The 19,478-nt window shown below is 51.0% G+C and carries 16 protein-coding genes; 7 read left to right on the top strand and 9 right to left on the bottom strand.

Features of this window, described 5'->3' with window-relative positions; translation table 11 throughout:
- Positions 1–43: 43 nt before the first annotated feature.
- Complete coding sequence (locus AC2D8L_RS11215; protein ID WP_484685569.1) at positions 44–1,633, top strand: MBL fold metallo-hydrolase; 1,590 nt, start codon at positions 44–46, stop codon at positions 1,631–1,633.
- Here AC2D8L_RS11215 and AC2D8L_RS11210 read toward each other — a convergent pair.
- The 6 genes from AC2D8L_RS11210 to AC2D8L_RS11185 all read right to left on the bottom strand — a co-directional run bounded on the left by AC2D8L_RS11210 (position 1,630) and on the right by AC2D8L_RS11185 (position 8,461).
- Positions 1,630–2,109, bottom strand: a complete 480-nt coding sequence (locus tag AC2D8L_RS11210) for an MmcB family DNA repair protein (RefSeq protein WP_484685568.1) — start codon at positions 2,107–2,109, stop codon at positions 1,630–1,632. The two genes, AC2D8L_RS11215 and AC2D8L_RS11210, sit on opposite strands and share 4 nt — an antisense overlap.
- On the bottom strand, positions 2,106–3,278 hold the full coding sequence (locus AC2D8L_RS11205; RefSeq protein ID WP_484685567.1) for an MFS transporter: 1,173 nt from the start codon (positions 3,276–3,278) through the stop codon (positions 2,106–2,108). The genes AC2D8L_RS11210 and AC2D8L_RS11205 overlap by 4 nt, the downstream gene beginning before the upstream one ends.
- A gap of 123 nt (positions 3,279–3,401) precedes the next feature.
- Positions 3,402–5,552: a methyl-accepting chemotaxis protein gene (locus tag AC2D8L_RS11200; RefSeq protein WP_484685566.1), complete on the bottom strand. Its 2,151-nt coding sequence runs from the start codon at positions 5,550–5,552 to the stop codon at positions 3,402–3,404.
- Positions 5,553–5,652: 100 nt separating this feature from the next.
- The gene (locus AC2D8L_RS11195; RefSeq protein WP_484685565.1) at positions 5,653–6,270 is read right to left on the bottom strand and encodes a hypothetical protein; all 618 of its coding nucleotides are present in this window, start codon (positions 6,268–6,270) and stop codon (positions 5,653–5,655) included.
- A gap of 93 nt (positions 6,271–6,363) precedes the next feature.
- Positions 6,364–7,089 carry a UTRA domain-containing protein gene (locus AC2D8L_RS11190; protein WP_484685564.1) on the bottom strand — a complete coding sequence of 242 codons (726 nt, stop codon included), beginning with the start codon at positions 7,087–7,089 and terminating at the stop codon, positions 6,364–6,366.
- Position 7,090: 1 nt separating this feature from the next.
- Positions 7,091–8,461, bottom strand: coding sequence for a formimidoylglutamate deiminase (locus AC2D8L_RS11185; RefSeq protein WP_484685563.1), 1,371 nt, complete (start codon positions 8,459–8,461; stop codon positions 7,091–7,093).
- 109 nt (positions 8,462–8,570) lie between these two features.
- Here AC2D8L_RS11185 and hutI point away from each other — a divergent pair, with 109 nt between their 5' ends.
- From hutI to AC2D8L_RS11160, 5 genes are all read left to right on the top strand, one after another.
- Positions 8,571–9,797, top strand: a complete 1,227-nt coding sequence (gene hutI, locus AC2D8L_RS11180; protein WP_484685562.1) for an imidazolonepropionase — start codon at positions 8,571–8,573, stop codon at positions 9,795–9,797.
- A complete protein-coding gene (hutH, locus tag AC2D8L_RS11175) occupies positions 9,794–11,323 on the top strand; it encodes a histidine ammonia-lyase (RefSeq protein ID WP_484686394.1) in 1,530 nt (509 codons plus the stop codon). Before hutI ends, hutH begins: the two co-directional genes overlap by 4 nt.
- Positions 11,323–12,156: an N-formylglutamate deformylase gene (gene hutG / locus AC2D8L_RS11170; protein ID WP_484685561.1), complete on the top strand. Its 834-nt coding sequence runs from the start codon at positions 11,323–11,325 to the stop codon at positions 12,154–12,156. The genes hutH and hutG overlap by 1 nt, the downstream gene beginning before the upstream one ends.
- Entirely contained in the window at positions 12,149–13,819 is a 1,671-nt protein-coding gene (gene hutU, locus AC2D8L_RS11165) for a urocanate hydratase (protein ID WP_484685560.1), read from the top strand. Before hutG ends, hutU begins: the two co-directional genes overlap by 8 nt.
- Positions 13,820–13,957: 138 nt before the next feature.
- A complete protein-coding gene (locus tag AC2D8L_RS11160; RefSeq protein WP_484685559.1) occupies positions 13,958–16,396 on the top strand; it encodes a hypothetical protein in 2,439 nt (812 codons plus the stop codon).
- A 10-nt stretch (positions 16,397–16,406) separates the two neighbouring features.
- On the opposite strand, the gene AC2D8L_RS11155 is transcribed toward AC2D8L_RS11160, so the two are convergent.
- Positions 16,407–16,592: a hypothetical protein gene (locus AC2D8L_RS11155; RefSeq protein WP_484685558.1), complete on the bottom strand. Its 186-nt coding sequence runs from the start codon at positions 16,590–16,592 to the stop codon at positions 16,407–16,409.
- 192 nt (positions 16,593–16,784) lie between these two features.
- On the opposite strand from AC2D8L_RS11155, the gene AC2D8L_RS11150 reads away from it, so the two are divergent.
- Complete coding sequence (locus AC2D8L_RS11150; protein WP_484685557.1) at positions 16,785–17,879, top strand: M24 family metallopeptidase; 1,095 nt, start codon at positions 16,785–16,787, stop codon at positions 17,877–17,879.
- A 253-nt stretch (positions 17,880–18,132) separates the two neighbouring features.
- On the opposite strand, the gene AC2D8L_RS11145 is transcribed toward AC2D8L_RS11150, so the two are convergent.
- Both AC2D8L_RS11145 and AC2D8L_RS11140 read right to left on the bottom strand, forming a co-directional pair.
- The gene (locus AC2D8L_RS11145) at positions 18,133–18,762 is read right to left on the bottom strand and encodes a 3-oxoacid CoA-transferase subunit B (protein ID WP_484685556.1); all 630 of its coding nucleotides are present in this window, start codon (positions 18,760–18,762) and stop codon (positions 18,133–18,135) included.
- Between the two features lies 1 nt (position 18,763).
- Entirely contained in the window at positions 18,764–19,459 is a 696-nt protein-coding gene (locus AC2D8L_RS11140; protein ID WP_484685555.1) for a CoA transferase subunit A, read from the bottom strand.
- Between the last annotated feature and the right edge of the window lie 19 nt (positions 19,460–19,478).

Below are 19,478 nucleotides of genomic sequence, written 5' to 3'. Positions count from 1 at the left end.
GCGTGGGCTAATTCCACTCAGGCCGACAAATAATAGGGCGAATATGACTGTTACTCTTTCATTTCATGGTGCTGCAGGCACTGTCACTGGTTCAAGCTATCGGGTAACGCACCCAAAAGGGCAGTTCCTTGTTGATTGTGGCCTGTTTCAAGGCAACAAAACCGTACGAGCTTTGAACCTTAAGCCTTTCCCATTTAGCCCAGCTGATTTGGACTTCATGTTGCTCACCCATGCGCATATTGACCATGCGGGGTTGATCCCGAAATTGGTCAAACACGGTTTTAAAGGTCCCATTCACGCAACAGAAGCGACTACAGGTCTGATGGGCTATTTGCTGCCCGACAGTGCAGGCATTCAAGAGTTCGAGGCAGAACGGCAAAATCGCCGCCGGGCCCGCAAAGGGCAAGAACCGGTTGAGCCGCTTTATTCAAGAGATGATGCGCAAGAGGCATTAGATCGTGCCAAGGGATATGATTATCAAAGCTGGTTTGAACCTGGCCCCGGTGTGAAAGCACGGTTCTGGAATGCGGGTCATATTTTGGGCTCGTCGTCCATTGAAGTGCAGGTGATGGATGAAGATGGAAAACCTATTCATATCTTGTTCTCCGGCGACATCGGACCGGACGAAAAAGTATTCTACCTCGAGCCAGATGCCCCGGCTGGGTTCGATTACATTTTATGCGAGAGCACTTATGGCGGTCGCGACCGTGATGATTATTCGCTTGATCAGCGTCGAGAAGCATTCAAAAACGAGATCAACCGCGCCTTGGATAAAGGCGGCAATTTGGTGATCCCGGCTTTCGCGGTGGAACGCAGCCAAGAGCTGTTGCACGATATTGGCTTGCTGATCAAAAAAGGAGACATCAACCCCCAAGTTGTGTTCTTAGATTCGCCATTGGCCCGCAAAGTCACCACCGTATTTAAAGAGCATGCGGCCGCCCTGCAGGACATGGAACTCAGTGCAGAAGAATTGTTTGCCGATCCACGCTTCCGCATTGTTGAATCGGTGGAAGAGTCAAAGGACATTAACAAAATCAATGGCGGCGCGATCATCATGGCCGCATCGGGCATGTGCGATGCTGGGCGGATCAAGCACCATTTGCGTAATAATATTTCCGATCCAAAATCGACGGTTTTATTTGTTGGCTATCAAGCGCCAGGCACATTGGGGCACGTGATCCAATCGGGTAAATCCGAAGTGCGTATCCACGGCAACAATCATACAGTTCGCGCCGATATTCGCCGGATCGGTAATTATTCGGCCCACGGGGACCACACAGAATTGATGGATTGGATTGGCGAACGCCTGCCGGCCCATGGCGCGATCTTCCTCACCCATGGTGAAGATGAAGGGCGCAAAGCCATGCAAGATGCATTGGCCAAAACCGGATTGAAAGGCGATCAAGTGCAGGCGCCTCAGCTTGATGACATATTTGAGCTGCAAGCTTCCGGCATTAAGAGCGTTAGCCATACAACGGCACCACGTATCGATCCGGCACAATTCAGTGTGGATTGGACAGCTGAATATGCGCAGTTCACCATTGAGTTGAACCAGATGTTGGCAGGCGATATGGACGATAAAGAGCGTTTGGCCTTAATCAAAAAGCTACATGGGCAGTTGGAAAACAGCTAGATAGAATTTGGTCCCGGGTCCATTAATTGGTGGATCCGGTCGGCCCCCATCCGCGCAATCTTGAGCATCATCGCCTTGCGTCGCGCTGCAGGCAATTTGTCCTCGTTGGCTGGGCGCAATATCTCTGCCCCATGCCCGTCCGCAACGATCAAGCCTTCCGTTTCTGGGAATATATCTCCATCAAGTTCTGGCGGTTTGGCAAAGAAAAATCGGTCGCAATATTGGCTATATTCAGGCCATTTATTGTCCACCTGATAATCTTGCAAACTAGATTTGATCTCGATGATCCAAATGTCGCCCTTTGGCCCAACACCAAGCAAATCTGCCCGTCGCCCGTTGGCCAATGTCACTTCCGCAAAGCAGCAGAAATCATAACGCTCGCGCAATAATCGCATGGTTCCGCGTTGCACGCGCAAAGCTGTTTCGGACTGTCTTCCATCAATAATGGGCGGCAAATTGTCTAAATGCGAACTCATGCATCAAGCTTAGGTGATTTCTTTGCGCCTGAAAAGCTGCCCCCACCCAGTGCACCAGCAAAAATGAACCCTAAGATCAACAACGGCAATGGGGCCAAAAACGCCATCCGAATACCAAAGGCCTCTGCGATAAAGCCAAGACATGCCGGGCCGATAAAGAACACTAAAAAGGCGGTTTGGGCGAGCGAAGCGACATTAGTTGAAGCCGGGCGGTCTCCCCTGCGGGCTGCGGCCGATACGGCAAGCGGATAGATGATGCTTGAGCCCATGCCCAACAGCATAAAGCCCAGCACAGCAAGCCAGAAGGTGGGTGCAACACCAACCAAAGAAACGCCAATTATGGTGATGCCGAGCGAAATTTTAGCCATGATCACGGTGCCAAAATGTTCGACCACCGGGTCAGCATAAAAGCGGGTCATGGCCATCACAAAGGTAAAGGCGATCAGGCTTGTGCTTTCTGCAAACTCGCCAATTTCAAAGCTGTCGCGCATGTAAATAGTCGACCAGTCAATGCCAGCACCCTCAGCAATCAGCGCGCCAAACGAGACGGCGCACAACGTCAAGATGAACGGCGTGGGGCGCGCGAAAATGCCCTGCTTGTCCTTATTTTCGTCCGATTTAGACGGAGCCATTGTCTGGCCATAGACCGCCAAGATCGTTCCAAATACGACAATTGGAAGTGCAAAAATCATGTGCTGAAATGGCGTGACATCCAAATGTCGCATAAAGCCGCCAAGCAGCGCGGCGGCAAAAAATCCAAAGCTCCAAAATCCATGGCATCGGTTCATGATGCGGCGGCCGATATGCGCTTCAAGGCGGTCAGCCTCCACATTGATCGAGATTTCCATAGCGCCAACGCTCATCCCTGCAAGAAAGATAGCAAGTATCATGAAGCCATAATGGGTTAGCCCGCCCACACCGACATAAAGGGTCGCCATTGCTAGATTTGCGATGAGAAATGTGCGCTTGGTACCGATACGCTCGATGAGCGGTGCGCCAAATGTTAAGAAGATCAACATGCCAAATGAGCTGCCCATCAGGGCGAGGCCGAGCAAGCCCTCGGCGATATTGAGCTGTTCCTGAATGTCAGCGAGCCGCGATAGCATGCTGCCAAGTCCAAAGGAAAATAGGAAGAAGATCGCGTATAAGCGGTGCTGTGCTTTAATCATGTACTGAATGCTCAAAAGAGGAGGGGTGCAAGTTCGTGACGCTAGGCGAGAAACTGCACCTTGGCAAATAAAAAATGGCCTCCCAAACGGGGAGGCCAAGTCTCCGCGATCTAACGGGGGGCGTTAGGCCGCAGTAACCTCTGACAAAAACTTATCGACCGTGGACTGCAGGCTTTGAGCCTCCTTGGCCATATCCTTTGACGCGACCAGCACTTGGTTCGCGCTTTGATTGGTCTCCCCGGCAGACGACGTCACCTGATTAATCGAGCTGGCAACCAGCTCTGTCCCATTTGCTGCCTGGCTTACGCTCTGGCTGATCTCGGCGGTCGCGGCGCCTTGTTCTTCGACCGCCGATGCGATTGATGTTGTGTAATTTGTCACTTCGCTCATTGTCTGTGCGATCTCTTCAATTGCCCCAACCGCGTCGGTTGTGCTTTCCTGAATTTCACGAATTTGATTGGCGATTTCCTCTGTTGCATCCGCTGTTTGGTTGGCCAGCGATTTCACTTCCGTGGCGACCACTGCGAACCCTTTGCCCATTTCACCAGCCCTTGCCGCTTCAATTGAAGTGTTGAGGGCCAAAAGGTTTGTTTGCTCCGCAATGTCTTGGATTAGCGCCACAACATCGCCAATGCGTTTCGCCCCATCTGCCAATCGGGATACCTTGTTGTTTGTTGATTGGGCGGTTTGCGACGCTGTGTTGACGACGGAGCTGGTCTTGCTCACTTGGCGGGAGATTTCACCAATCGAAGCCGAGAGTTCTTCGGCGGCCGCAGCGACGGCTTTCACATTCGCTGACGCTTCTTGAGAAGCAGTGGCCACTTCATTTGCTTGCCCGGACGTATTTGTGGCAATGCCGTTAAGATCATTTGCCGTTTGGGTCATTTGGCTGGAATTTTGCGAAACTGTGCTCAAGGCCTCGCCAACAGATTCGCGAAACTGGAAAATGAGTTCTTCAATTTTTGTTTGGCGTAGAGCCCGGATATTGGCTTCCTGCTCGCTATCTTTGACCAAGCGTCTGCGCTCGATAGCGTTTTCTTTAAAAACATCGACCGCCCGTGCCATGTCGCCAAGTTCATCTTTTCCATCGGTGCCCACAATATCTACGTCCAGATCACCATTTGCCAACAGGCCCATCGTTTCAGAAAGCTTGGCAATGGGCCGTGTGATCGTGCGTGCAAACACAAAGCCGCAAATTGAAATCACAGCCAATATGATCACGGCGACAAGTGTCAGTGCATTGCGCAATTCGGCAATTGGAGCGTTGCTTTCGTCAACACCTTTGACCGCCACAACGGCCCAGCGCACGCCGGCAAATTTAAAGGGCACACTCAAAAGGTTGAGCCGCTCGCCGCGATAATTGTCGGTAATCGTGTAGCCATATTCGCCATTTATCGCCGCATCAATCGCGGGATAGTCCAATTTCGTCGAAAGAACATCATTTTCCGGCGTAAACTCAGAATCGTTGCGGAACAAATGATCAGCCCCAACAATGAATGTTTCGCCGGTGGTGCCCAGGCCCGTTTTATCATGCATTATGGTGGTGAACCGATCGACGGGAACCTGATAGGCCAGCACGCCAATGCGTTTTCCAAACTCAAAAACGGGTGAAGCTATAAAACTTGCGGGTGCGCCGTCTGAAGGTGAATAAGGAGCAATATCAAGATAGGTGAATTCCCCTTGCGGCAATTCATTGGCAACCTGAAAAGCCTTACCTAAATCGCTGGTTGCCCACGGACCGCCATTTTCAGCAAAGTTCGTAGCGAAATCACTTTCTTTGGCAACGCTATATAAAAGTTGGCCCTTGGTATCGAACAGAAATATGTCGTAATAGCCCATTTGTTGCATGAGGGCGGTGAAGTAGGGATGATATTGGGCGTGAATTTCATCATACCAAAAGTCAACTTCTGCCTCCACCAATTTGTGCCGCTCGCCTAATGGGAACGGATTATTCAATATATAGGTGTCGCGCAGCTTTTTTTCATGATCGTCTTCAAGACGTATCCAAGCGCGCCCAAATGTTTTTATGCCACTAGCGGTGAACGGATTTTGAGCCGTTGTAAGAAGGTCCGACTTTACCCCATCAAAATAGTTCTCGAGTGCGATTTCACGGTTTTCGACGATTGTTTCCAGTTTGGTACGGGTCATTTCGGCTACCGTGGCGGAGCTGATGATAAAGCTAGCGACGCCAAGGCCGATGCCAATTGCAAGGGCTGAACCTGTCAGCGCCAATGGCAGCCGGTAGGCGATTTTGAATGTTGGCAATTTGAACATTTTTGAGCCCGCAATTGGATTAAGTGTGAACCCAGTTTGCAGACTTGTGGTTAATCACTTGTTTTACGCGGGGTAAGGATAAATGCGCAACCAATCCAAACTATCCGATGTTCATGCGATGTTGGATGCTTGCCATGGCTGAAACCCCGTGCCGCTTTGGCGGTTTGCCAACCACTCTATCGCTCACAATTTGCACGCCTGAGAAATCGTTGCGGACAAAACCATATCGCCGATAACCTGAGCCCGGGCTTGGCGCTTTTTGTGTGCGATGATCGTGATCTTTATTGAAGCGGCGCCGGTCCGGTCCAAAATAGCTGTTGGTCTCAAAATAGTTATGTTTGACATTGATCTGTTTGGCCAGCCGCTTTCGAATTTTTGCTGCCGACCACGGTAAAGTCAAAATATCGTCGAAACCCACATCGACGCATTCCAGAATAATGTCTTCGGATGGTGTTTCCACAAAACAAATTAATGGCGCAAACCGAATGCTTAGATCTTGGCTTTCGCGAATAGATTTGATTTGATCTTTGGTTGTGCCAAAATCGCCTGAATAGTCGAACAAAAAGAACGGAACCGGAGCGCTATTTTTATCATTTTCCAGCTCTGCTACGCTGATAAATGGTCGCACAGAAGCGAAGCCCAAATCCGTCGCAATATCGCAAATCAATGCGATAGAGTTCGGGTTGGCTCCCATATTTGTAGCAGAATTAAAGGACAATTATGTGCTCGCTGGGCAATGTTGTTGCCGATCAATCAAATCCGTTGATTAACCAATAATTGAAATAATATTAATAAATGTAATGGCTAACCATTAATTTTTTGTCGAGAAACTGAAATTTTCTGCGGTCATTCGGTAGTTGGCACCAGGGTGCAATAGGCGTGCATATGTGATTGTTTGGCCTTCAAGATGGGTCCGCCGTTCGATAACAAATATCGCATCGTTTTCGCGTAGGCCTAATATGGCGGCTTGATCAGCAGTTGCGTTTTCAGCAGAAAAGAAATGTGCGGCTTCGGAATAGGGCAGGTTTTCAACCAACCATTCGTTTGGGTTAAGCGCGTCGAATGTCATTTTTGATGCATCTGGGGCAAGCGCTAAATTGATCCAGCGCTCTTCAAGTTGGAACGGTTGATCATTGGCAAAATGTACAGACCGCAAATATAAGGCCTTAACGCCCGGTTTTAGGCCTAACGCCGCAGCGGCAATCCCCGTTGGCGTTCGTTCTTGATGTTCCAACATAGAGAAATGATAACGCTTTCCCCGTGCCTCAACTTCTTGGCGCACAAGCGGAATGGTGACTTTGGTGGCGCGGGTGCCCGCCGAGGCGACCCTTGTTCCTGCCCGGCGTTTGCGCAACACAAATCCCTCTTCGGCAAGTTCTCTTATTGCACGATGGGCCGTGGCGCGGGCACAATTATGACGCCGGGCGATGATCTCTTCATGTTCGATCTTGTCGCCTGGGCGCAACTCTCCATTTCGAATGCGCCCAATCAGCTCATTTTTAATTTTGAGATATGCGGGTTCCGGGCTCGACGTCATTTTAAAGGAGTGCTCGCAATTTGCGCACAACAGTTTTGAATTGATATTCAACCTGAGCGCGATTTTTATGTTCGCCATTACTAACAATATGACGTCCCGCTGACCATAGGTTGGTTACACGATCCTGTCGGCCAGCAAACATCCAATAATCAAGCGCTATGCTTTGCTCCAGCCCGTCCGCTAAAAACGCGTCTGGTTCAATGCTCATCATATCTGCCCACTGACCAATCGCGATTTCGCCGCTTTGGCGACCTAGGGCTTGCGCGCCACCTGCAGCAGCATGCTGCAATAAAAATTGACTGTTGGAGCCATGTGGGTTGGCCAAAACGGTGCGTTGGTTCGTCGCGTAGCGCTGGGAATGCTCAAGCGTGCGCAACTCCTCCGTCAGGGAGATACGCAAGTCACTGTCTGAACCAATACCGAAAGAACCGCCATTTTCGACAAATCGAGTGCCGTCAAAGATCCCGTCACCCAAATTGGCTTCAGTGATTGGGCAAAGGCCTGCAACTGCTCCGGATCTGGCCAACCCAACGGTTTCGCTTGGTGTCATATGGGTGCAGTGGATTAGGCACCACCGCTCATTCACCGGCATATTATTGAGCAGCCATTCAATTGGTCGGGCGCCAAACTTTGCCTCAACCTCGGCCACCTCTATTTTCTGCTCGGATATATGCATGTGGAGCGGTCTGTCAGGCAATAGCTTTGAAACTTGAGACAATAAGTCTGGGTTCACGGCCCTTAAGGAGTGCGGCGCAACACCGAGTGAATAGTCAGCTGGTGCATCGCCAAGTGCCTTGTTTGACCCGTCGACAATTTGCGTGAATAGGTCAAAATTACTACCGAACCGCAATTGCCCGCCTTTCAGCGGCTCCTCATTCACCCCGCCAAAACAATAAAGAACGGGCAGATGGGTAAGCCCCAAGCCAATCTGTTTTGCCGCTTCAATGATCTGCACGCTGGTTTCGGCTGGGTTGTCATATGGCGTGCCGCCCTTTTGGTGATGCACATAGTGAAATTCCCCTACCGAGGCGAAGCCGGCTTCTGCCATTTCCATGAAGGTGAATGCCGCGATGGCGTGGATATCATCGACACTCAATTTATCTAAGAAACGGTACATCACATCGCGCCATGTCCAAAAACTGTCGGTTGACGCGCCGCGCCTCTCCGATAGGCCAGCCATGGCCCGTTGAAATGAATGGCTATGCACATTGGCTAATGCGGGTAGCAATATTTGGTCACCTAGATTTATGGCATCTTTGGCGGGGGCAGCACCCGGCTCGATCTCGGTGATTTTCCCATCTTCAATTTTGATAAGGACATCATTTGCCCAACCGTCGGCGAGGAGCGCCGAATTCACAAATATTTGCTGCATTTATCCCACTTGACCAATTTAATATGCATGTACATAATATGAATAAGCATATACATATTAATAGAACAGACAAGCTTTGCTTTGTTCAAAATCGTCAGAAATTCAAGCCATGAGTTCGCAAGCCACGCAAAACTACGTCCTGAATAATGCTCAAATTGCGCCGATGGTGCGCGGTGCTGGGCGTTATGGTGGATTGATCGCAACGGGCGCAATTGTCGTCTCGGGTGAGGCGATCACTTGGATTGGGCAAAGTGCTGGATTACCTCAGCAATATTCGACCCTCGAGCAGATTAATCTTGAGGGCGCGCTGGTCACGCCGGGCCTAATTGATTGCCACACTCATTTGGTTTTTGGTGGCAACCGCGCAAACGAATTTGAAATGCGGCTTGAAGGCGCAAGCTACGAAGAGGTTGCCCGTGCCGGCGGCGGCATTCTTTCAACCGTCAATGCAACCCGCGCCGCCAGCGTGGATGAATTGGTGCAAAGCGCATTGCCAAGACTTGATGCCTTGATCGCAGAAGGCGTCACCACGATTGAGATTAAGTCCGGCTACGGTCTTGACCTAAGCGCTGAACGCAACATGTTGTTGGCGGCGCGCCGCCTCTCAACGTTGCGCTCAATCAACATCAAAACCACCTTTTTGGGTGCCCATGCGACGCCGCCCGAATTTGACGGCGACAGTGATGCCTATATCGACCACGTCACCAAGGTGATGTTGCCCACATTGGCCAGCGAAGGTCTTGTGGACGCCGTTGATGGTTTTTGCGAAGGCATCGCCTTTTCGCCCGATCAGATGCGCGTGGTTTTTGACAAAGCAACAGAGCTCGGCATTCCCGTAAAACTTCACGCCGAACAGCTTAGCAATCTCGGGGGCGCAGCCCTCGCGGCTTCCTACAATGCTTTATCAGCCGATCATCTGGAACATCTTGATGAGGCGGGCGTTAAGGCCATGGCAGAAGCTGGCACCGCTGCGGTGATCTTGCCCGGAGCGTTTTATACGCTGCGTGAAACTCAAGTGCCGCCGCTTGAACATTTGCGGGTACACAATGTACCCATCGCCATTGCTACTGACGCCAATCCGGGTTCGTCGCCGCTTACATCACTGTTGCTAACCATGAATATGGCTTCAACCCTGTTTCGTATGACACCGGAAGAGGCTTTGTTCGGTGTCACATTAAACGCGGCCAAAGCACTTGGTCTAGAAAGTTCCATCGGCTCAATAGAGGTGGGAAAACGGGCCGACTTGGCCATATGGGATGTGAAACATCCATCAGAGTTGGCCTATCGCATTGGGTTTAATTCGTTGAAAAAATCCGTCTTTGGAGGACAAATATAGTGTTGGTTTTAACCCCGGGCGCTGCCAGCCTCAGCCAGCTTGAACAGATCTATCGCGATGGCGTCGCGGTAAAACTGTCAGATGATGCCCGCGCACCGATTGAGCGGGCGGCTGAAATTATCCTTAAGGCATCGCAAGGCAATGCAGCGGTTTATGGGGTTAATACAGGCTTTGGCAAATTGGCGAAAACCCGCATCGCGGTTGAAGATACCGAACAGCTACAAAAGAATCTGATCCTGTCCCACGCATCAGGCGTTGGCGAACCTTTGGCGCAAAATATCGTACGGTTGATGATGTCGCTGAAATTATTGTCTCTTGGACGCGGCGCATCAGGCACAAAATGGGAAACGGTTGATCTCATCCAATTAATGCTGGCCAAAAACGTCACGCCAGTGATCCCGGGTCAGGGCTCAGTAGGCGCTTCGGGTGATTTAGCACCATTGGCGCATTTGGCCGCGGTGATGATTGGTGAAGGCGAGGCCTTTTATCAGGGCGAGCGTATGCCCGGACGAAAAGCGCTTGAAGCGGCCGGTCTAACCCCGATCGTTCTCGGCCCTAAAGAAGGTTTGGCGCTGATCAATGGCACGCAAACCTCAACGGCATTGGCTTTAGCGGCTTTGTTTGACACTTGGCGGTTGGCCAAAACCGCACTGGTGACCGGCGCGCTATCAACCGATGCCGCGATGGGATCTTACGCACCATTTCGCGAAGAAATTCAAACGCTGCGTGGCCATCAAGGCCAGATCGACGCGGCACAAACATTGCGCGAATTGTTGGACGGTTCGCAAATTCGCGAAAGCCATCGCGAAGATGATGAGCGGGTGCAGGATCCCTATTGCCTGCGGTGCCAACCCCAAGTGATGGGGGCATGCCTTGATCTATTGCGCCAAGTCGCCACGACCCTTCACATTGAGGCCAATGCAGTAACCGATAATCCACTGGTGATTGACGAGGATAACATTATCTCGGGCGGCAACTTCCACGCCGAACCAGTAGCCTTTGCAGCGGACCAAATCGCACTGGGCATTGCCGAAATCGGCGCGATTGCCCAGCGACGTATTTCGCTGCTGGTTGACCCAGCATTGTCCTTTGGTTTGCCGGCATTTTTGACCCCCAATCCGGGCCTGAACTCTGGGTTCATGATCGCAGAAGTGACCTCAGCCGCATTGATGTCAGAGAATAAGCAAAAGGCTTCGCCTTGTTCAGTTGATTCAACACCGACAAGCGCCAACCAAGAAGATCATGTCTCGATGGCCTGCCATGCAGCGCGGCGTTTGCTGGAAATGAACACCAACCTGTCGCACATTCTGGGCATTGAATTGCTCAGCGCGGTGCAAGGCGTGGAATTGCGTGGACCGCTTAAAACATCACCCAAATTGGAGCAGTTGATCGCTCAATTACGTAACTCGATCCCTCCGCTTGAAGAGGACCGATATATGTCCCCTGAATTGGTGGCAGCGGGTCAATATGTGTTGAGTGATGATTTGTTGGCTACCGCACGGCAACCATTGGAGCTAACCCGCTGATGCACCCGGTCGAGGTCAAAATGGGCGACGGCCCAATCATATTGGGCATGCCGCACACCGGAACATTTGTACCCGAAGCCATTATGTCCAAATTGAACAAGCGTGGCCAGCGCCTTGCAGATACAGATTGGCATATCGATCGGCTTTATGACGGGCTGTTGCCCAATGTGACCGTCGTTCGCGCGACATTCTCGCGTTACGTGATTGACGCAAATCGCGACCCAAGTGGCGTGTCCCTTTATCCTGGGCAAAATACAACAACGCTTTGCCCAACTCAGGATTTTGAGGGCCAAAAAATATATCTTGGCCCTCATGAGCCTTCGGATGAAGAAATCCAAGCGCGGCGGGCTGCGTTTCATGCGCCTTACCATCACGCACTCCAGGAGCAAATTGAGCGGTTAAAGGCCGTTCATTTCAACGTTGTGCTTTATGATTGCCATTCTATTCGCTCTGAATTGCCATTTCTGTTTTCAGACATTTTGCCCGACCTGAATTTGGGCACCAATAGCGGCAAAACGTGTTCAAGCTTGCTTCAAATTGAGGCAAAAAAGATTTGCGCCAATTCTGGCTATAGCACCGTTGTTAATGGGCGATTTAAAGGCGGTTGGACGACCCGCCATTATGGCGATCCGGAAAATGGTGTGCATGCATTTCAAATGGAAACGGCGCAGAGCGCCTATCTCACCAACGAACATGCGCCCTGGAATTATGATGAGCCAAAGGCTGAAAAATTACGCCCCACACTCAAGTTGCTTTTGGAAATGATGGAAAATTTAGCGCTGGAAAGTTCCAAACAAAACGGCGCACCCCAAAAGGGAGAAAATAATGACTGATAACCCAAGAAAAAATGCACGCACCGTGCGCTCACCCATCGGTCAAGATCTGATATGTGGCGATTGGACAACCGAAGCACCCATGCGCATGTTGATGAACAATCTAGACCCCGATGTTGCGGAAAACCCGCACGAACTTGTGGTCTATGGTGGCATAGGCCGCGCGGCGCGGACCTGGGCAGATTTTGATAAAATCGTTGATACGCTTAAAACGCTGAAGACCGATGAGACATTGCTTGTGCAATCCGGCAAGCCGGCTGGCGTGTTTAAAACCCATTCTGAAGCGCCCCGGGTTTTGATCGCCAATTCAAATCTCGTGCCCCATTGGGCCAATTGGGACCATTTCAACGAATTGGACAAAAAGGGATTGGCCATGTACGGCCAAATGACCGCGGGATCATGGATCTATATTGGGTCCCAAGGTATCGTGCAGGGCACTTATGAAACTTTTGCCGAAGCCGGTCGTCAACATTATGGCGGCAGCTTAAAGGGCAAATGGATTTTGACAGGTGGGCTTGGCGGCATGGGCGGCGCGCAGCCGCTTGCTGCGGTAATGGCCGGTGCGTCTTGCTTGGCGGTTGAGTGTAATCCAGATTCGATCGATTTCAGATTGCGCACACGCTATATCGACGAGAAAACCGACAGTTTAGATGAAGCGCTGGAAATGATCGAGTGCTGGACAAATGCCGGCGAAGCCAAGTCGGTGGGCTTGTTGGGCAATGCAGCAGATATCTTCCCTGAATTGGTCAAACGCGGGGTGCGGCCCGATATCGTAACAGACCAAACTTCAGCTCACGATCCCACCAACGGCTATTTGCCCATCGGCTGGAGCATGGCTGAGTGGCGCGACAAGCGCGAAAGCGATCCCAAAGCCGTTGAAAAAGCAGCCCGCGCCTCTATGCGGGTGCAAGTGCAAGCTATGTTGGACTTCCACGCACAAGGCATCCCGACGGTTGATTATGGCAACAATATCCGCCAAGTGGCAAAAGATGAGGGGCTTGAAAACGCGTTTGATTTTCCCGGCTTCGTGCCTGCCTATATTCGACCGCTTTTCTGTCAGGGTATTGGGCCGTTCCGTTGGGCCGCTTTGTCGGGGAATCCTGAAGATATTTACAAGACGGATCAAAAAGTCAAAGAGCTACTGCCGGACAATAAGCACTTGCACAATTGGCTTGATATGGCTCGCGAGCGGATCGAATTCCAAGGCCTCCCCGCGCGTATTTGCTGGGTCGGGTTGGGCGACAGACATAGGCTTGGGATGGCGTTTAATGAAATGGTCGCCAATGGGGAATTGGATGCGCCGGTTGTTATTGGACGCGACCATTTGGATAGCGGCTCCGTCGCTTCCCCAAATAGAGAAACTGAAAGCATGAAGGATGGGTCCGACGCGGTGTCAGATTGGCCATTGCTCAATGCGTTGCTGAACACAGCATCTGGTGCAACTTGGGTTTCGCTCCACCATGGTGGTGGTGTTGGCATGGGCTTTTCCCAGCATTCTGGAGTGGTGATTGTTGCCGATGGCACCCCCGAAGCATCCAAGCGTCTGAAGCGGGTTTTATGGAACGACCCCGCAACTGGCGTCATGCGCCATGCGGATGCGGGCTACGACATCGCCCTGGATTGCGCCCAAGAGAAGGGGTTGAACTTACCCGGGATTTTATAAGAGTCGACAAAAAACGCGGCCAATCTTTGGTTCCTGCTTGGTGGGATGATGGGGTGCGCTCACAATTTAGACATATTGGCGGGATTGAGTATAATTGATTTTAGCGCGGGGGGCGCTGATCAGTTGAGGGAATTCACAATGCGTCGCGCCATGCCCGTTATTCATAGACTATTGATCGCCTGCTTCATTTTAGTCGGTGGTCTTTCGAGTGCATTTGCACAAATCTCAACTCGGGTGCTGACCATCAAAACGGCGCCGGAGAATATCGAATTGCAGTCGGTATTTGTTGACGGGCAACGCGCAAAAATCATTTCAAGCCAGGCCGGATATTCCTTCATCGAACTTCGCGCGGACGTAAATGATTTTCGGTGCAAATATGCGCTTTCGGTTATCGCGCAGAATGGCCGGTTTTTGCGCAAGAAATATGATCTGTGCGAAGAAGTTTGGCAGATCAATATAAACTTTGCCGATGACGGAACGGGCACATCCAAAAAGCAAATCTCAATTGTGCCGTCTGACGCTGAGGTGCGGATCTTCTCGCTGTCCCTTGACGGCAAGCCGCAAAGCTTTACCGCGTTCATTGATTCGAACCGGGTTGAATTCACCCTGCGCCGCGGCCCATCAGGGTATAAATGCAGCACGGAATTGGAAGCGCTTTTGTCGAACGGAGATCGCTATAAAAGCCAAGTTGATCTTTGTGCCAACAATAATGAAGTTGTGCTCGACCTAGAACCGGAACGTGAATATTTCGAAGTTTTGACCATTCGCTCGACCACTAAAGATGACCGCATTTCGCTGGTGCGTGTGGATGGGCGCAAGGTTCCAATTTTGCGTTGGATTACCAATGGCGTGCGCACGCGGCTGGCCGCTGGCGCGGATAGCTTTAAGTGTGACGCCAAACTGGAAGTTGACTTTGCTTCGGGCGCGAAGGCTGCTGGCACCATGGATATCTGTGCGGAAAATTTTGACGTCACACTGACCCCGACGCCACAATACGAAACAGATACAAATATGTCCGCCTCATTTGCGTGGCGCTTTATCGCGCCAAAAGACGCCAATGATTTGGCGGTCGTCGAGCAATTCTCACACAATGGCCGAAAAGGGTTTGTTGCAGTGTGTGAACCCGGCTCGCGCAGTGCAACCGCATACATTACAGGCTTTCCAGCCTCGGCTGGTCTGGGTAGTCGTTTCAGCCTGCAAAGCTGGGCTGGTCGCTTCAAAGATACGCGCAGCGTACGCATTGGCCGTTCGCCAGTTGGCAATAATTTGAGCGGACCTTCATTTACCCTTTCCACCAAAAATGGGCTTTGGAACGGGCTGATTGCCGGTAGTGCGTATACTTTGATCGCGGATGACGGACATCGGTTGCGTATTTCACTTAAAGGAAGTGCAGCGCCGGTACGCGATTTTGTACGTGCCTGCAATCAGCAATTTTATGGCCCATCTGTTAGTGGTGACGTCACTGGAGATGCCAGCCTAAAATGGACCAAGACGCAACAGTCCAACGGTGGACATCGTTTGGTGTTTGGTGATTTGGGCACAGATCGCATTGGTTTGGATGCCCGGTGCGAAGAGGGCCAAGGCTTTGCGGAGGTCATGTTTGCTTCCGCGCCAACAGACCTTGCTGAGCGCACGAATGTAGAATTGTTCTGGGACACGGTGGGCAATCAAGACAAGCTGACAGCGCGAACGCGCAATGTCAGCAACATTGATTGGGGCAGTGTGCCAATTGCCAGAATGGACATGAATGATTCGTTATGGGGCAGCCTTGCTGCGGGCAATATTGTACATATCGCCATGGATGGACGTCGGATGGCGACATACTCGCTTAAGGGAAGTTCAAAACCAGTTCGCCAATTTGTCGCCGCCTGTCGTCAATATATTCCCGAGCCTGAACCTCAGCAGCCGCTAACACCCGATCAGCCAACTCGGGAAGATGAGGTGCTCAATTCAATCATTGATATTTTCAATGGGATTTCGGATCGTACCGACGGTGCCGTACAAATCGAAATTGAAAGCTCGAACTCAGCTGCAAAACGGGCGTTACAACAATATCGCGATAATCCAAGTATGATCTGTTCGGACATCAATTTGCCAAGTGCATTAGGCGGCGGAAATGTAAATTCTGCTTTTATCAATCAGAGTGCCAGCGCCGTCGATTTATTTCAGATCGCGCCAAATGGTCAACGTATTCGCGTGCGAGACATCCCGTCCGGCGCAAAGCTGTCCGTTGATGCGCCGCAGGGCCAAGCATGGGAAATTCGTCGCCGAAATGGTGGCTGTGTGACGGCCTTTGTGTCGCCGCGTAAAAATGTGGAGTTCTTAATCAAGCAGAATATGAACCGGGCGGACCCAGATGCGTTTGCCAAAAGCTACCAATGCGGCGGCAGACAGGTTCAAGTTGTGGTCGCGCCAAATCATGGCTTCGCCATTATAGATGGTCGCTATGCAGTCCATCGCGCAAAAGTCTCCGGTCGAACCCAAGATATTTGGGGCAACATTAGTGCGTCCATTTCAAACCAGCAATTGGTTATGCGTGGCGGCAATGGGCCGGATTATAACTGCACAGCGAATTAGTCGTAAAAAACTAAATCGCCAGCTTCTTGGCGACAAAAAACGCAGCTGGGATGGCAACGAGATAGCCCGCTATCCCGGCGACCGAAATCGCTATTCCGTCTGACATTGGCAAGCTTGGCGCAACGAGCACGCCGATAACGGCGATACCCGCTAACATTGATCCAATAATAATCCACAATACAGCTGTGAGCTTCATCGCAATCTCTCCTCAAAATAATTGAGAAGAGATTGCGTCTACGCCAAACATCATGCATTGACCAACATCAAATAGCGCTGATAAGTTCAGTAAATAAATATTGCTAGGACTAAAACAAATTTTAGTAAGCAAGTTTCGATGAGCGAAATGCAAAAATGCAGAACCCGACAGGCTGTCGGCAGGAGGGGATAAATGAACGACAAAGTTCAAAATCGTTTGGCGCGTCTACGCGCACGCATGACAGAGCAGAATGTGGATCTGGTCGCACTTGGCCCGGGTGCGCATACCCAATGGTTGCTCGACTATCACCCCTATCCAGATGAGCGCATGTGTTTGCTGCTCATTGGTCCGTCGTCCGAAGCTTTTGTTATGCCGGTTTTGAACGCCGATGCGGTGCGCGAACATACAAACATTAAGTTCTTTAATTGGGCCGATGCAGACGGTCCATCAAAAGCGCTTGAAGGTGCTCTTCAGGATGTCACCAATGGCAAGGTCACCAATGTGTCGTTGGATGAAACCATGCGCGCCGATTTCGCGCTAAATCTTTTGGCGGTGCTTCCAGGGGCAAAACATTGTTTCACCGAAGAAACAATTGGCGCCCTGCGCATGCGCAAGGGTGACGAAGAATATAAATTGCTCAAAATGAATGCACAGATTGCTGACGGTGCACAACAAGCTGCCGCCGACGCTGCGAAGGTCGGTGTGACTGAAAATGATATTGCTGAAGCGGTGAAAGAATTCTTCATCTCCCAAGGCGCTCAACCAGCCTTTGATATTGTAGGGGCCAACGAAAATGGCGCATTTCCTCACCATCACACGAGTGGTCGGCTGATCGAGCAGGGTGACGTGCTTGTGGTTGATATTGGCGGCTTCAAAAAAGGTTATCCAAGTGACATTACCCGTATGGTGGCCATTGGCGAACCAAGCGAAGAATATCATAAAGTCCATGCGGTTGTTGAAGCAGCCGTGCAAGCGGCACTTAAAGCTGCAAAGCCCGGTGTTGTTGCATCTGACGTTGATGCGGCAGCGCGTAACGTGATTACCGAAGCTGGTTACGGCGAATATTTCACCCACCGGGCTGGTCACGGACTGGGCATTGAAATACATGAGCCGCCCTATATCTCGTCATCTTCAAAAGTGATTTTGGATGAAGGGATGGTGTTTTCAATTGAGCCGGGGATTTATCTACCGGGTCGATTTGGCGTGCGGCTAGAAGAGATTGTGATTTTGCGTGCAGACGGGCCTGAAATCTTGTCTGACCGTCCGCGTGATTTGGTGGTGGTTTAAAACGCTAGCCAACTTTGGTTGCTTGGTCTCACCCCACCCTAAATCCCTCCCCATCTAGGGGAGGGAATGCTGATTGGCAAACTCATAATCTCATCTTTGAAGGTGAAGAATGCTCACATTCAGTAGCGGGTAGGATTTAGTAGCTGGGCCAAAACGCTAAAGTCGCACTCAATTTCCCTCCCCTCGATGGGGAGGGATTACGGGTAGGGTGGATGTAGCGTTTCGATATGGCCAACATCCAATCAAAACCCAATTAGTTGATGATCTTGGCCTCGGTTGCCTTGAGAATGTCATCCCGTGAAATGCCGGGGGCTGTTTCAACGATTTCTAAACCGTCTGATTTGACATCGAACACGCCCATGTCGGTGATGATCCGATCAACAACGGCTTTACCGGTGAGCGGGAGCGTACACTCTTTCAAAATCTTTGAAGCACCATGCTTGTTGGTATGATCCATCACGACCACAACGCGTCCAACACCAGCAACCAAGTCCATCGCGCCGCCCATGCCTTTGACCAATTTGCCTGGAATCATCCAATTCGCTAGATCACCATTTTCTGCCACTTCCATGGCGCCCAAAATGGCCATGGCGATTTTGCCGCCCCGGATCATGCCGAAGGATGTGGCACTATCAAAATAGGCGGTTTGGGGCAGTTCGGTGATGGTTTGCTTGCCTGCATTAATCAGGTCAGCGTCAATTTCATCTTCGGTCGGAAAGGGGCCCATGCCCAGCATGCCATTTTCAGACTGTAACGTTACATTGACCCCATCTGGAATGTAGTTCGCAACCATGGTGGGAATGCCGATGCCTAAATTCACATAGGTACCGTCTTGCAACTCTTGGGCTGCACGGGCAGCCATCTGATCTCTTGTCCAGCCCATGTTATGCCTCCCTCACGGTGCGTTGTTCAATCCGTTTTTCATGTTCACCCTGCACGATGCGGTGCACATATATGCCCGGCAGATGTATATTGTCTGGATCAAGCGATCCGACGGGCACAATTTCTTCCACTTCCATCACACAGACTTTGCCGCAGGTCGCTGCTGGCAGGTTGAAATTGCGGGCGGTTTTTCTGAAAATCGCATTGCCCGTTTCATCCGCTTTCCATGCCTTAACGATCGAAAGGTCGGCAAAAATGCCTTCTTCCATAATGTAGGTCTCGCCCCGGAAATCTTTGTGGTCTTTGCCTTCGGCAATGATCGTGCCGACGCCCGTTTTGGTGTAAAAACCGGGAATACCCGCGCCGCCGGCCCGCATACGCTCAGCCAATGTGCCCTGCGGGTTAAATTCAAGTTCTAGTTCGCCTGAAAGATATTGGCGCATAAATTCAGCATTTTCGCCCACATAAGAGGAGATCATTTTTTTGACCTGTTTGGTGTGCAACAAAATGCCAATGCCAAAATCATCAACACCAGCATTGTTGGAGGCAAATGTTAGGTCCTTGCTGCCATCTTTCTTGATCGCACTCAGCAACAATTCCGGAATGCCGCAAAGGCCGAAGCCGCCAGCGGCGATTAACATATCATCATGAAGCAGCCCTTTAAGGGCCTCTTCAGGTGAGTTATAGACTTTGTTCATTTTCTTCTCCCAAAAACCG

This window comes from Maritalea sp. YIW29 (assembly GCF_057219265.1).
This window is presented reverse-complemented; position numbering and strand designations above follow the sequence as displayed.